The organism is Amycolatopsis iheyensis (assembly GCF_024703995.1).
In the GTDB taxonomy this organism is placed as follows: domain Bacteria; phylum Actinomycetota; class Actinomycetes; order Mycobacteriales; family Pseudonocardiaceae; genus Amycolatopsis; species Amycolatopsis iheyensis.
Genome location: NZ_JAMXQV010000026.1, coordinates 87,664 through 101,023 on the forward strand (window position 1 = coordinate 87,664; position 13,360 = coordinate 101,023).

Sequence of the window (13,360 nt, forward strand, 5' to 3'; positions counted from 1 at the left end):
CGCCGAGCCTGCTCCGGAGATCTCAGAAAAGGCTCAGAAGCTACTTCCCGGCGGCGCGGGCGAGGCGTTCGGGGTAACGCTCCCCCGCGATCGCCTCGGCGGGCGCCGCGGCCGCGATGGCCGCGAGGTCTTCCGCCGTCAGCTCCAACGAAGCCGCCGCGACGTTCTCCTCGAGGTACTTGCGGCGCTTGGTCCCCGGGATCGGGACGACGTCCTCGCCCTGGGCCTGCACCCACGCGAGCGCCAGCTGCCCCGCCGTCACACCCTTTTCCTCCGCCAGCTTCCGCAGCGCGTCGACGATCGCCATGTTGCGCTCGAAGTTGCCCTCGGCGAACCGCGGCAGGCCGCGGCGCATGTCGTCCTCGGGCAGGTCCGCCGCCGACTTCACCGCGCCCGTCAGGAATCCGCGGCCCAGCGGCGAGAACGGCACGACACCGATGCCGAGCTCCCGGCACGTGTCGAGGATTTCGCCTTCGATGCCGCGGGTCCACAGCGACCACTCGCTCTGCAGCGCGGTCACCGGGTGCACCGCGTGCGCGGCGCGGATCGTCGCGGCACTCGCCTCGGAGATCCCGGCGTACCGGATCTTCCCGGCCTCCACCAGCGACGCCAGCGCGCCCCAGGTCTCCTCGATCGGCGTGTCCGGGTCGACGCGGTGCTGGTAGTAGAGGTCGATGTGGTCGACCCCGAGCCGCCGCAGCGACTCGTCGCAGGACTGCTTGACGTACGCGGCGTCACCGCGGGCGCTCATCACGCCGTCGGTCCACACGATGCCGAACTTCGTGGCGAGCACGACCTCGTCGCGGCGGCCGGCGATCGCCCGGCCGACCAGCTCCTCGTTGACGCCGGCGCCGTAGACGTTCGCCGTGTCGAGCAGGGTCACCCCCAGCTCGAGCGCCCGGTGGACGGTCGCGATCGACTCGTCGTCGTTGTCGCGGACGCCGTAGGCCTGGCTCATCCCCATGCAGCCGAGGCCCTGGGCGCCGACCTCCAGGCTCCCGAGCTTCCTGGTCTTCACGCGGAAATTCCCTCCCTCTCCGGTTCCACACCGAACGCCTTGCGTTCGATCTGCGCGTAGTTGTCGATCTTGTAGTCGAGGATGTCGAGGCAGCCCTGCAGCTCGGCGATCCGCTCGGCGACCGACCGCCGCTGCTCCACCAGCAGGGCCTTGCGGCGCCCGGCGCTCGCGACGCCGTGGCGGCGCAGCGACGCGTACTCCCGCATGCTCTTGATCGGCATGCCGGTGGTCCGCAGCTTGGTCAGGAACCCCAGCCAGTTGAGGTCGTCGTCGGAGTAGGCCCGGCGGCCCGCGGCGTCCCGCGCGGGCGGGTCGAGCAGTTTGATGCGCTCGTAGTACCGGAGGGTGTCGATGGACAGTCCGCTACGTCGCGCGGCTTCCGCTATCGAGTAGCTCATGAGCCGACACTACGACCTGGAGTGCACTCCAGGTCAAATCTTGGCTCTGGTCATAAATAACACTGTTGCACTACGCTCCGTAGATGGCTCGACCACGCACGCACGACGAAGCGCTCCGCCTGAAGCTGCTCGACCGGGCCGGGGAGCTCATCGCCGCCGACGGGCCGAAGGCGCTTTCCCTGCGGAAACTGGCCGCCGACGCCGGGACGTCGACCACCGCCGTCTACTCCCTCTTCGGCAGCAAACCCGATTTGGTGAACGCTCTCTACACCGAGGGCTTCCGCCGCTTCGGCGCGCGCATGGCCGGCACCGCGCTGACCGGTGACCCGGTCGAGGACCTCGTCGCGCTCGGCAGCGCGTACCGCGCGAGCGCGCTGGCCGACCCGAACCTCTACGGGATCATGTTCACCAGGTCGGTGCCCGGGTTCGAGCCCAACGAAGACGCGGAGAAGCTGGCCCGCAAGACCCTCGAGCCGTTGGAGGCGATCATCCGCCGGGCCATCGCCGACGGCGTCTTCCTCGACGTCCCGCCGGCGACGGTCGCCGTCGGCTGCTGGGCGTTCGTGCACGGGCTGGTCAGCCTGGAGCTGACCGGCAACCTGCCGGAGGGATTCGACGTCACGGGCTCGTACGAGACGGCCCTGCGCGCGAACGCCTCCGGCTGGCTGCGGCCTCACAGCAGCGGCAAGGACCCTTCGTAGACGAGCCGGTCGTTCGCGTCCCACGCCCGGACGCGCACCTTCGCCTCCGGTGTCAGGGCGATCTTCCTCGGCAGCCAGGCGAGCGCCATGCCGTCGGTGACCGCCAGGTCGGCGCCGTTGTCCGCGTCGAACTCGAAGCCCGCCGAGGTCGCCGCGGCCGGCAGCACCACAGCGACCGGGTTGCGGGCGGCGCCGGCCGGAGCGCCCGATTCGGCGCCGCCGAGCGTGCTCACCCGCAGGAGCCGCGCCGGGACATCCCGGGCCGCCACCAGGTCGGGGTAGGCCCGGGCCCGCGTCTTCCCCGGCCGTTGGTAGTCCGGCTCCCGCGTGCAGACGATCACGCGGTCGCCGCGGCGGCCCATGACCACCTGCTGGTCGTTCTCCTTCAGCAGCGGTCCCGGCCGGTAGGCCGCGGCGTCCGGGATCACCTCCTCGGCGTCGGCCAGGCAGTCGCCGAGGGCCCGGCCCGCCGCCGAGGTCCGGTCGGCGGGCTCCGGGCGGTCGGTCACCGCGAGCAGCGGCGCCGGGGCCGCCGGGAGGTCCACCTTCCGCGGCTGCCCCGGCCCGCCGTCGATGAGCGCGACCGCCGTCCGGTCCGGCGCGGTTCGGGTGTGGGCCACGAACTGGCGGCTGACCGGCGAGAACTCGACGTCGCTCCCGCTCGACCCGTCGGGGGTCGACGTCGTGAGGGACGCCTTCGGCCACGCCGGGTCCAGCACCCCGCCGACCAGCCCGGTCGCGCTGTGCAGCAGCAGCCCGGACCGGCTGCCCGGCGCGTACGCGGGCGTGGCAGCCGGGTCCGACAGCGTCACGGTGGTCGCGGTCGTCTCGCAGAACATCGGCCTGCCCGCGGCGGTGGCCGCGACCACGGCGTCCCCTTCGAGCTCTTCGGTCAACAACGGGACCCACTCCGCGCGCGGCGGCACGCGCTCGGCCTTGCCCGCCGCGTGCACCGCGGCCCAGCAGCGGTCCAGCGCCATGGTCGCGAGCTTGGCGTCGAGCTGCAACCCGCCGGCGACCGCGGGCGGCACTTCTGCGGGCCGCCGCGCCTGCTGCGTCACGACGACCGCGCCCGCGGCCAGCACGACGACCGCGGCCGCGGCGGCGTACCAGACGTGCTTGGTGCGCCGCGGCTCGCCGATCCCCGCGCGCACTTCGGCGCGCAGCCGCTCGCGCACGTCGTCCGGCAGGACGCGCGGCGACGGAAGCCCGAAATCGCTCATTTCTCCTCCAGCAAGGTGCGCAGCCGGGCGCGGGCCCGGGACAGGTGGGAGCGGACGGTGACCTCCGCGACCGCGAGCAGCGCGGCGGCGTCGGCGACACTCAGGTCGCCGAGCAGGCAGAGCTCGACGACGTCCCGCTGCGCCTTCGGCAGCGTTCGCACGGCGTCGAGGACCTCGCGCAGCCGCTGTTCGCCGTCGATCTGCTCGGCGACGGCCTCGGCGTGGTCGGACTCCACCGGCGGGTCCGGGATCTTCCGCAGCAGCCGCAGGCGACGTCTGGCGCCGCGGTGCTCGGAGCGCGCGAGGTTGCCCGCGACCGTGTACAGCCACGGCAAGGCGCTGTCGCGCACGAGCCGCACGTCGCGGCGCTTGCGCCAGGCGATCAGGAAGGTGTTCGAGGTGAGGTCTTCGGCGGCGGCCCACGAACCGGTCAGCCGGTACGCGTGGTTCCAGACCGCCTGGACGTGCCGTTCGAACAGCGCGGTGAACGCGCTTTCGTCGCCCCGCCCCCACAGCTCCGCGTCAGCACGCACCGACTCCCCCGGCCCGGTCAGCTCAATGGTCACACCGGCTAGTGGCCGGCACCGCCCCCGGTGTTGTGCGGCCGGTCCGGGAGTTCGAGCTGCTCGTGCTCCCCGCCCTCGAAGTCGACGTCGCCGTCGAAGTCCGTGTTCGTGAACTCGAAGCGCCCGCCCGAGCGGGTCCGGGTGAACACGGCGTCGCCGCCGAAGCGAGCCCAGGAGAAGAAGGCGCCCTCCGGGAAGACCGACCGGTCGAAGTTCGCCAGCTCCTTGAACGTCGTGCCGTAGAACCCCACCCGGCGGGTGAAGGTCGTGCCGCGGATGTGGACCGCGCCGACGAAGCGGGCTCGGCTGAAGTCCGCGGCCGCCACGGTGCAGCCACTCAGCCGGAAGTCGACGAGCACGGCCCGCTGCAGGTCGATCGACATGCCGGGCCAGTAGCCGGGGCCGTCGTGGCTCAGATGGGTCTTGAGCAGGTCCTGCGCGGTCAGCCGGACCAGCAGCTCGGGCTGGTCGTGGTCGTCGGCGAGGTCGTTCGCCGCCCGGCCCTTGAGGCCCGCCGCCAGGTCCTTGAACGGCATCCGCAGGTACGCGCACAGGACGTTGACGATCGTCTGGCGCTGCTTCGGGTTGTCCTGCCCGAGCCGCTCCAGCGCGTACAGCCCGCCGAGGCGGACCGGCGCCTTGTCGCTGCCGAGCTGCTCGACGGCCTTCGTGTACAGCTCGGTGACGCGCCGCTCCTCGAGGTCCCGCTCGGTCACGCCCGCGACGCGGGTCGTCTCGGCGAGCTGGAGCTCGAGCGTGCGCTGGCGGCGCGTCGCCAGCCACAGCGCGAAGACGCCACCCGCGCCCGCCCCGACCCCGAACGCCGTCTTGACGGCGTCGATGCGCACGGGCGCGTTCGGCTCACCGGACCAGGCCAGGAACAGCCAGAGCAACCCGGCCGTCACGACCGCGACGGCGACGGCCGTGCCGGCGATCCACCGCCACTTCAGGACCGGCAACGGCTCAGACGGCGCCGTACTGGCGGTCACCGGCGTCGCCGAGACCCGGCACGATGAAGCCCGAGTCGTTGAGGCGCTCGTCGATGCTCGCGGTGACCACGCGGACCGGTAGGCCGGTCTTCTCCAGGTGCGCCAGGCCTTCCGGCGCGGCGAGCGCGCAGATGGCCGTGACGTCGTCGGCGCCGCGGTCGGTGAGCAGCCGGATCGTGTACTCCATCGAGCCGCCGGTGGCGAGCATCGGGTCGAGCACCAGCACCGGCCGGTCGGCGAGCGACTCCGGCAGCGATTCGAGGTACGGCGTCGGCTTGAGGGTCTCCTCGTCGCGGGCCAGGCCGACGAAGCCCATCTGCGCGTCCGGGATCAGCTTGTGCGCCTGGTCGGCCATGCCGAGGCCGGCCCGCAGCACCGGGACGAGCAGCGGCGGCTTCGCGAGCTTGTAGCCGTCGGTGCGCGCGACCGGCGTGTGGATCCGCTCGGTCTTCACCGGGACGTCGCGCGTGGCTTCGTAGACCAGCATGACGGTCAGCTCGTGCAGCGCGGCCCGGAACGCGGCGCTGTCCGTGCGCGCGTCGCGCATCGTGGAGAGCCGGGCCTTCGCGAGGGGGTGATCGACGACGTGCACATCCATGCGGGTCAATCTAGCCGTTTCGCGAAGCTCTTCACCCAGCCGCGCTGCCAGGGTGTTTCGACGGCGCGTTCGTTGTAGTGCTGTCTCGTCCAGGCGACGGCTTGGTCGGCTGGGACGCCGGAGAGGATCGCGAGGCAGGCCATCACGGTGCCGGTCCGCCCGGCGCCGCCGTAGCAAGCGACCTCGACGGTTTCGGTCTTGGCGCGCTCGTGCAGCGCCTTGATCTTTTCGCGGGCTTCTCGCGGGTTGGCCGGCAGCAGGAAGTCGGGCCAGGTGATCCACTCGTGCGGCCAGGTGATGCCGCCGCCGTGCTTGCGCCGCAACCGGCTCGTGCCCAGGTAGAGCCCGAAATCCGGCTCGGGTCCTGCCGGGCGCGGCTTGCCCAGCCCGCGTCCGCTCGCTCTCGTGCCGTCCGGAAACTCGACCATCGGCCCAGTGTCCTCTGAAAGGTGGACACGCAGGGTGGTTTTCGCCGCTAAGCTCCGCCGGGTGAGCGAACTGACGCCCGACCAGATGCGGGCTTCCGACGCGGACCGTGAACGCGTCGCGCAGGTGCTGCACAACGCCCTCTCGGAAGGGCGGATCACGGTGAACGAGCTGGAAGAGCGCCTCTCGACGGTCTACGCGGCGAAGACGGTGGGCGAGCTGAAGCCGGTGACGGCGGACCTCCCGACGTCGTCGGCGGCCCTCGAACCGGCGACGACGCGGGCCCTGGGCTTCCCGGACCAGCGCATCGGCGGCCACCCGGGTTCCCCGGTGTCGATCGGGGTGCTGTCGGGCGCGGTCCGCAAGGGCAGCTGGGTGCTGCCCCCACAGCACAACAGCTTCGCGTTCTGGGGCGGCGCGGAAATCGACCTGCGCCAGGCCCGCTTCGCGGACCGCCAGTGCACGATCACGGCGGTGGCGATCATGGGCGGCATCCAGATCACGGTCCCCGACGACATCAACGTGGACGTCACGGGGATCGGGTTCATGGGCGGGTTCGTGCTGGAGGACAAGTCGGGGGCGCCACCCGCGCCGCCCACCGCGCCGACAGTGAAGATCAACGGGCTCGGCTTCTGGGGCGGGGTCGTCGTCTATCGGAAGCCGGCCAAGCGGTCGGAACCACCGCAGATCGAAGGGGCCTGACCTCGACGTTGTGACGCGGTACGCACCCAGCGTCACAACCGACGGGGGCTGGCACTGTCGTACCCGCCGCCTAGACTCAGCGGCATGACAGCCACGACCAGCACGTCAGCGGCGCCGGCCACCCCGGCACCGCTGGCGGACGCGACTCGCGACGAAGCGAGCCTGCGCCGCTTCCTGCTCGGGCTGCCCGGTGTCGACCAGGTCGGCGTCGAGCAGCGCGCGGCGGGCCTCGGCACGCGCAGCATCAAGAAGGACGCCAAGCGGTGGGCCATCGACACCGCCATCTCCATGGTCGACCTGACCACCCTGGAGGGCGCCGACACCCAGGGCAAGGTCCGGGCGCTGGCCGCGAAGGCCGTCCGCCCCGATCCCGAGCGGCAGGACACCCCGCGCGTCGCCGCCGTCTGCGTGTACCCGGACATGGTCGCCACCGCCGTCGAAGCGCTCAAGGGCAGCGGCGTCCACGTCGCGAGCGTCGCCACCGGCTTCCCCGCCGGGCGCACGAGCCGCGAGATCAAGCTGGCCGACACCAAGATCGCCGTCGACGCGGGCGCGCACGAAGTCGACATGGTGATCGACCGCGGCGCCTTCCTCGAAGGCCGCTACATGGACGTCTTCGAGGAGATCCAGGCCATCAAAGCCGCCTGCGGCGAAGCGCACCTGAAGGTCATCCTCGAGACCGGCGAGCTGGCGACCTACGACAACGTGCGCCGCGCGTCGTGGCTGGCGCTGCTGGCCGGCGGGGACTTCATCAAGACGTCCACCGGCAAGGTCTCCCCCGCCGCGACGCTGCCGGTCACGCACATCATGCTGCAGGCCGTGCGCGACTGGTTCGTCACCACCGGAGAGCTGCGCGGCGTCAAACCCGCGGGCGGCATCCGGACCACGAAGGACGCGATCAAGTACCTCGTCGCCGTGCACGAGGTCGCCGGCGAGCAGTGGCTGACCCCGGACCTGTTCCGCTTCGGCGCGTCCAGCCTGCTCAACGACCTGCTGCTGCAACGCCGCACCCAGGTGGACGGCCACTACAGCGGCCCCGACTACGTGACGGTGGACTGATGCCTGTTTTCGAGTACGCACCGGCGCCCGAGTCGCGCGCCATCGCGAACCTGAAGGACCACTACAAGCCGTTCGTCAACGGCGAGTTCGTCGACGGCTCGGGTGAGCCGCTCAAGACGATCAACCCGGCCACCGAAGAGGTGCTCGCCGAGGTCGGCACCGCATCGAAGTCCGATGTGGACACCGCGGTCAAGGCCGCGCGCAAGGCGTTTTCGACCTGGTCCAAGCTGCCAGGCACCGAGCGCGCGAAGTACCTCTTCCGCATCGCGCGCCTGATCCAGGAGCGCTCGCGCGAGCTTGCGGTGCTGGAGAGCCTCGACAACGGCAAGCCGATCAAGGAGTCGCGCGACTCCGACATCCCGACGGCGGCCGCGCACTTCTTCTACCACGCCGGCTGGGCGGACAAGCTCGAATACGCCGGCTACGGCCCCAATCCGCGCCCCCTGGGCGTCGCGGGACAGATCATCCCGTGGAACTTCCCGCTGCTGATGCTGGCCTGGAAGATCGCGCCGGCGCTGGCCACGGGCAACACCGTGGTGCTGAAGCCGGCCGAGACGACGCCGTTGACCGCGCTGGTCTTCGCGGAAATCTGCCAGCAGGCCGAGCTGCCGCCGGGCGTCGTCAACATCCTGCCGGGTGCGGGCGACATCGGTGCGTCCATTGTGGAGCACGGCGACATCGACAAGATCGCCTTCACCGGCTCGACCGAGGTCGGCAAGGCGATCCAGCGCCAGGTCGCGGGCACGCCGAAGAAGCTGACGCTGGAGCTGGGCGGCAAGGCGGCGAACGTCGTGTTCGAGGACGCGCCGCTCGACCAGGCCGTCGAGGGCATCGTCAACGGCATCTTCTTCAACCAGGGCCACGTCTGCTGCGCGGGCTCGCGGCTGCTGGTGCAGGAGTCCGTCGCCGAAGAGGTGCTGGAGAAGCTGCGCTACCGCGTCTCGACGTTGCGCATCGGCGACCCGCTGGACAAGAACACCGACATCGGCGCGATCAACTCCGCCGAGCAGCTGGCCAAGATCCGCGGGCTCGTCGAGTCCGGCGACGCCGAGGGCGCGCAGCGCTGGACCAGCCCGTGCCCGGTGCCGGACCGCGGGTTCTTCTTCGCGCCGACGGTGTTCGCGAACGTCCACCAGTCGATGCGCATCGCGCGCGAGGAGATCTTCGGCCCGGTGCTGTCGGTGCTGACGTTCCGCACGCCGGACGAGGCCGTGGCCAAGGCGAACAACACGCCGTACGGGCTGTCGGCCGGTATCTGGACCGAAAAGGGCTCCCGGATCCTGTGGATGGCGAACCAGCTGCGCGCCGGCGTGGTCTGGGCCAACACCTTCAACCGCTTCGACCCCACCGCCCCCTTCGGCGGCTACCAGGAATCCGGCTTCGGACGCGAAGGCGGCCGCACCGGGCTGGAGGCGTACCTGAATGTCTGACCGGATTTCCGTCGCGAAGACGTACAAGCTGTACGTGGGCGGCAAGTTCCCCCGCTCGGAGTCGGGCCGGGTCTACCCGGTGACGGACGCCAAGGGCAAGTTCCTGGCCAACGCGGCGCACGCGTCCCGCAAGGACGTCCGCGACGCGGTGGTGGCGGCCCGCAAGGCCTTCCCCGGCTGGTCCGCCGCGACGGCGTACAACCGCGGCCAGGTGCTGTACCGGGTCGCTGAGGTGCTCGAAGGCCGCCGCGACCAGTTCATCGCCGAGGTGTCCGCGTCCGAGGGCCTGGCGGCGAAGAAGGCCGAGTCCATTGTGGACGCCGCGATCGACCGCTGGGTCTGGTACGCGGGCTGGACGGACAAGATCGCCTCGGTGCTGGGGTCGGCGAACCCGGTGGCGGGCCCGTACTTCTCGTTCACGGTCCCGGAGCCGACGGGCGTGGTGGGCGTCCTGGCGCCGCAGCAGTCGTCCTTGCTGGGCCTGGTCGAGGTGCTGGCCCCGGTCCTGGCAACAGGCTCGACGGCGGTGGTGGTCTCGAGCGCGGAACGGCCGTTGCCGGCGATCACGCTGTCGGAGGTCCTGGCGACGTCGGACGTCCCGGGCAGGGTGGCGAACATCCTGACGGGCCGCGCGTCGGAGCTCGGCCCTTGGCTGGCCTCCCACGGCGACGTGAACGCACTGGACCCGACGGGCGCGGCCGCGGAGGACCGGGTCGGACTGGCCCGCGAAGCGGCGAACACGGTGAAGCGGGTGCTGACGGTCCCGGCGACGGAGCCGGACTGGACGTCGGCACCGGACTTGACCCGCCTGCGCCGTTATCTGGAGGCGAAGACGGTCTGGCACCCGCTGGGCGTCTGAGTTCTCGAGACAGAGGCCACCGCGCGAGCGGTGGCCTCTGTCGCTTTCGTGCGCTTTCGCTGACGCCCAGGTTGATCACCGGTACAGTTCCTTCCAGGTACGGAGAGTCACGCATCGGGGAGGGTGCAGTGCCAGACGACGACTGGGCGTTCGAGGCGGAAATCGACCTCTGGGACGACGGCGAGGCACCAAGGCAGACCGTCGAAGACGAGCCGGAGCCGACCGGCCGGGGCACGGATCAGATCGTGACGGTGACCCTTTCTTCCGGGGGTGACGTTCTGCTGGTCAAGCTCGCCGTGGACTGGAAGAGCAAGATCGACCCCCGGGCCCTGGACACGAGTGTGCTGACCGCCGCCAACGCGGCGCTCATCGATGCGCTGGCCCAGCGGGCGAGTGAAGTTCGCGACCACCTGTTGCCGCGACCGACGGCCGACCCCGACGAAACGCCGCTCACCGCGGAGGACGTCTTACGCCTGAGCGACGCGGTCGATGTGGAACTCGAGGCTCTTTCCGCCCGGATGTCAGAAGTATCCGCCGGCTCGGTTTCCGCCGAAAGCGCCGGCGGTCACGTCAGCGGCACCGCTCAGAACGGCCGGTACCTCAGCCTCGACCTCGACGCGACCTGGGCGTCGATCGCCAGGAACGCCGAGGTCGAGGGCGAGTTGCTGGATGTGCTCGGCGCTCTCCGGCGCAAGTCGGCGCCCGCCGGGTCGACCGCACCGCCCACCGGGCCCGCCTACACCGAACTGATGGGCCTGCTGGCCGATCCCGCCCGCCTCCTGCGCCGCGTCGGTCTGACTCCGCCGCCGGGGCTTTCCGCCGAAGGACATGATCACCGATGAGTGACATCGAAGTCGCGCTCGAAGCCCTCCGCTCGGACGCCGGGACCTGGGACCTGGCGGCCGACAACCTCAACCAGGCGCGAGGCATCGTGGCACCCCTCGAACTCGGCCCGAGGGAGGTCATGAGCTACGCGGCCGCCCGGGGGTTCGACCGCCGCTACAACGACATGCGCGCGAAGCTCGACAGCCTGCTCGCCCAGGGCGCGGAGAACTTCCGGGGGATCGCCGGCAGCCTCCTCAACGGCGCCGCCATCTATGAACAAGCCGAAGCCGACCACGCGAGCCACCTCGGCAAGCTCGACGGGCACTGAGGGGGAGGACCATGACCGCACCCGCCGGCACGGCGATCATCGACCGGACCCTCGACGACATGCGCGCGATCGAGGAAAAGTTCCGGGAGTTCATGGACAAGGTGCGCGACCTCCTCGACTGGGTGCCGAGCGCGCTGGAGTCCCTGGTCCGACCGGTCATCGATCTCGTGAACCACGTCAACGGGAAGTTCGCCGAGTACTCGCAGGCAGTCCAGCACTTCAAGGACGACCGAGGCGATTCCGACAAGCTGAAGCAGGTCGGCAGGCAGTGGATCGAAGAGTTTTCCCACACGGTCGACGAAATCGCCGGCACTCTGCACCTGGACAAGCTGAAGGCCAACATCTACTGGCAAGGCCGGGCAGCCGAGACGTACAAGGCCGCCGTTCCCGCCCAGATCGAGCATCTGGACTCGATGAAGGACCTCGGCGAGCAGATGCGCGACTCGCTCGACAGCCTCGCCGACGGCATCGACTCCTTCTGGCTCGCGATGAAGGTCATCCTCGGTGGGCTGGCCGCCGCCATCGTGTCCGCCATCCTCAGCGCGGTCACCGTCGTGGGCCTGCCGCTGGCGCTGGGGATCATCTCGGCAGCGATTTCCATGGCGGTGCCCGCGATCACCGGCACCATCGTGGCAGTCGAGACGTTGCTCGACGTGATCGAAACCGAGCAGAAGTCCATCCAGGCCAAGGTCGACGCCCTCGGCGACAAGTGGGAACGAACGAACACCACCACCATGTCGCACTCGGGCGACTGGCGAGTCAACTGACCATGTACGACTACCCGATCGACCCGCGGGCCTACGTCTGGCTCCCACCGAAGCTGACCGCCAAGCTGAAACGCACCCTGCCGCTTCTCGGCGGCATCACCACCGCTGTCGCCCTCGCCATGTGCGTCGCCGTTCCCGTCATGGGGTACACGCTTCCGACCAGTGAGAGCGCCACCAACGGCATCTCCGTCATGCTCGCCATGTTCAGCGCCGTGATGCTGCTGATGACCGGCCTCGCGCTGCTGTTCGCGCCGACCTGGGTCGAAGTCGGGCACCACCCCGGCGGCACCGGGCACATCCTGCGGCTCCGGCCGGCCTCCATCTCCATCGGCCCACTCTGCGGCGGCGCCACGTCGATCGTCGTGCTCCCGCTCTTCTACCTCTTCTCCAGCGGCGGCCTGACCTGGTCGGAGCCCCAGTCGGACAGCGACGTGCAGATCACCTTCGGGATCGTGGTCTACCTGCTGATGCCCGTGGTCGCCTTCGCGCTCGGCGTCGTCGACGCCGCCATCGGGTGGCCGATCCTGCGCCCCTCCAAGGAAACCCTCTACCGCTACAGCCGGGCCTAGCTCATCGTCACCGAGAAGTCCGTCAACGTGAACCGCGCCTTCCCACCACCGGTGGAGCAGAACTCGACGCCGTAGCCGATCTGGTTCACCGTCGGGTTCGGGGGGATCAGCCCCTTCCCGATGGCCCACGCGATCATCGCCTTGAGGTCCACGCTGCCCGAGTACTGCGTCGACCTCGACACGAACGCCACATAGCCCTCGTCGTCCGCCCAGACGTCGTACGTGAAGCCCGCCGCCGTGTACGTTGTCAGCTTGTCGCCCGCCGGGCGCTGCTTGACGTTCTCCGTCCACACCATCAGCTCGCTGACGCCGGCGCCGTCGCCCACTCCGTTCAGCCAGAGGTCGTACGCCACGTCGTACACGCCCACGCCCGGGCCGCGGCCGGCGAACGTCGATTTGATCACCGAATAGTCGTTGAACGGCGCGCCGCGTTGTTCGTTGATGTCCTTGTGCACGTTCGGATAGGTTTTCACCGACGTCGAATCGGGCTGGCTGGAATCGACGTACCAGTTGTCGTACGCGCACGCCCGCAGCGTTTCCGGGCCCGCTTCGTCCGCGTTCCACATGTTGTTGTGGACGTAGTAGCCGCCGCTCGACCAGCCGCCGTCGAGGTCGCTCGTCGTGAACTCGGGACTACGGCACCCGCGGGCCGGCGTGACCGAAGGCGCAGTCGGCGGAGGCGCAGGTCGGGACGTCGCCGACGGCGAAGAAACCGAAGAGGACGAAGAAGGCGACGCGGACACCGAAGGCGCGGCCGAGGTGACCGGCGAAGCGAGCGAGGCCGGCGCGGCCACGCCACCGACCGGACCCGAGCCGCACCCGGCGACCAGCAGAAAGGGAATGGCCAACCACAACGCCGGCATTCTTCGTCGCATTTTCCCGCCCACAACCGGAATTCGGCA

17 protein-coding genes are annotated in these 13,360 nt (G+C 70.4%); 9 read left to right on the top strand and 8 right to left on the bottom strand.

Annotated elements, in window-relative coordinates; genetic code table 11:
* Positions 1–40: 40 nt before the first annotated feature.
* Together M8542_RS37810 and M8542_RS37815 are read right to left on the bottom strand one after the other, a co-directional pair.
* Positions 41–964, bottom strand: coding sequence for an aldo/keto reductase (locus M8542_RS37810; RefSeq protein ID WP_257925233.1), 924 nt, complete (start codon positions 962–964; stop codon positions 41–43).
* Positions 965–1,014: 50 nt separating this feature from the next.
* Entirely contained in the window at positions 1,015–1,416 is a 402-nt protein-coding gene (locus tag M8542_RS37815; protein ID WP_257925147.1) for a MerR family transcriptional regulator, read from the bottom strand.
* Positions 1,417–1,499: 83 nt separating this feature from the next.
* Here M8542_RS37815 and M8542_RS37820 point away from each other — a divergent pair, with 83 nt between their 5' ends.
* Positions 1,500–2,117: a TetR/AcrR family transcriptional regulator gene (locus M8542_RS37820; protein WP_257925148.1), complete on the top strand. Its 618-nt coding sequence runs from the start codon at positions 1,500–1,502 to the stop codon at positions 2,115–2,117.
* Here M8542_RS37820 and M8542_RS37825 read toward each other — a convergent pair.
* Genes M8542_RS37825 through M8542_RS37845 form a run of 5 tightly spaced genes read right to left on the bottom strand, consistent with a single transcriptional unit; the run spans position 2,090 to position 5,921 of the window.
* Positions 2,090–3,340 carry a hypothetical protein gene (locus M8542_RS37825; RefSeq protein ID WP_257925149.1) on the bottom strand — a complete coding sequence of 417 codons (1,251 nt, stop codon included), beginning with the start codon at positions 3,338–3,340 and terminating at the stop codon, positions 2,090–2,092. The genes M8542_RS37820 and M8542_RS37825 overlap by 28 nt on opposite strands.
* On the bottom strand, positions 3,337–3,906 hold the full coding sequence (locus tag M8542_RS37830) for an RNA polymerase sigma factor (RefSeq protein WP_372508707.1): 570 nt from the start codon (positions 3,904–3,906) through the stop codon (positions 3,337–3,339). The genes M8542_RS37825 and M8542_RS37830 overlap by 4 nt, the downstream gene beginning before the upstream one ends.
* A 5-nt stretch (positions 3,907–3,911) precedes the next feature.
* Positions 3,912–4,895 (bottom strand): pentapeptide repeat-containing protein, encoded by a 984-nt coding sequence (locus M8542_RS37835; RefSeq protein ID WP_257925150.1) that lies wholly within the window; start codon positions 4,893–4,895, stop codon positions 3,912–3,914.
* Positions 4,870–5,493 (bottom strand): uracil phosphoribosyltransferase, encoded by a 624-nt coding sequence (gene upp, locus M8542_RS37840; RefSeq protein WP_257925151.1) that lies wholly within the window; start codon positions 5,491–5,493, stop codon positions 4,870–4,872. The genes M8542_RS37835 and upp overlap by 26 nt, the downstream gene beginning before the upstream one ends.
* Positions 5,494–5,498: 5 nt before the next feature.
* Positions 5,499–5,921 (bottom strand): protein-tyrosine phosphatase family protein, encoded by a 423-nt coding sequence (locus M8542_RS37845; RefSeq protein ID WP_257925152.1) that lies wholly within the window; start codon positions 5,919–5,921, stop codon positions 5,499–5,501.
* A gap of 85 nt (positions 5,922–6,006) precedes the next feature.
* On the opposite strand from M8542_RS37845, the gene M8542_RS37850 reads away from it, so the two are divergent.
* The 8 genes from M8542_RS37850 to M8542_RS37885 all read left to right on the top strand — a co-directional run bounded on the left by M8542_RS37850 (position 6,007) and on the right by M8542_RS37885 (position 12,458).
* Positions 6,007–6,621 (top strand): DUF1707 SHOCT-like domain-containing protein, encoded by a 615-nt coding sequence (locus M8542_RS37850; protein ID WP_257925235.1) that lies wholly within the window; start codon positions 6,007–6,009, stop codon positions 6,619–6,621.
* Positions 6,622–6,705: 84 nt separating this feature from the next.
* Positions 6,706–7,680, top strand: a complete 975-nt coding sequence (gene deoC, locus M8542_RS37855) for a deoxyribose-phosphate aldolase (RefSeq protein WP_257925153.1) — start codon at positions 6,706–6,708, stop codon at positions 7,678–7,680.
* Entirely contained in the window at positions 7,680–9,110 is a 1,431-nt protein-coding gene (locus M8542_RS37860) for an aldehyde dehydrogenase family protein (protein ID WP_257925154.1), read from the top strand. Before deoC ends, M8542_RS37860 begins: the two co-directional genes overlap by 1 nt.
* On the top strand, positions 9,103–9,969 hold the full coding sequence (locus M8542_RS37865; protein ID WP_257925155.1) for an aldehyde dehydrogenase family protein: 867 nt from the start codon (positions 9,103–9,105) through the stop codon (positions 9,967–9,969). Before M8542_RS37860 ends, M8542_RS37865 begins: the two co-directional genes overlap by 8 nt.
* A gap of 71 nt (positions 9,970–10,040) precedes the next feature.
* Positions 10,041–10,811, top strand: coding sequence for a hypothetical protein (locus M8542_RS37870; RefSeq protein WP_257925156.1), 771 nt, complete (start codon positions 10,041–10,043; stop codon positions 10,809–10,811).
* Positions 10,808–11,122: a hypothetical protein gene (locus tag M8542_RS37875; protein ID WP_257925157.1), complete on the top strand. Its 315-nt coding sequence runs from the start codon at positions 10,808–10,810 to the stop codon at positions 11,120–11,122. Before M8542_RS37870 ends, M8542_RS37875 begins: the two co-directional genes overlap by 4 nt.
* 11 nt (positions 11,123–11,133) lie before the next feature.
* Positions 11,134–11,889 carry a hypothetical protein gene (locus M8542_RS37880; protein WP_257925158.1) on the top strand — a complete coding sequence of 252 codons (756 nt, stop codon included), beginning with the start codon at positions 11,134–11,136 and terminating at the stop codon, positions 11,887–11,889.
* 2 nt (positions 11,890–11,891) lie between these two features.
* The gene (locus M8542_RS37885) at positions 11,892–12,458 is read left to right on the top strand and encodes a hypothetical protein (RefSeq protein ID WP_257925159.1); all 567 of its coding nucleotides are present in this window, start codon (positions 11,892–11,894) and stop codon (positions 12,456–12,458) included.
* Here the strand turns inward: M8542_RS37885 and M8542_RS37890 are convergent.
* Entirely contained in the window at positions 12,455–13,306 is an 852-nt protein-coding gene (locus M8542_RS37890; RefSeq protein WP_257925160.1) for a GH12 family glycosyl hydrolase domain-containing protein, read from the bottom strand. The two genes, M8542_RS37885 and M8542_RS37890, sit on opposite strands and share 4 nt — an antisense overlap.
* Between the last annotated feature and the right edge of the window lie 54 nt (positions 13,307–13,360).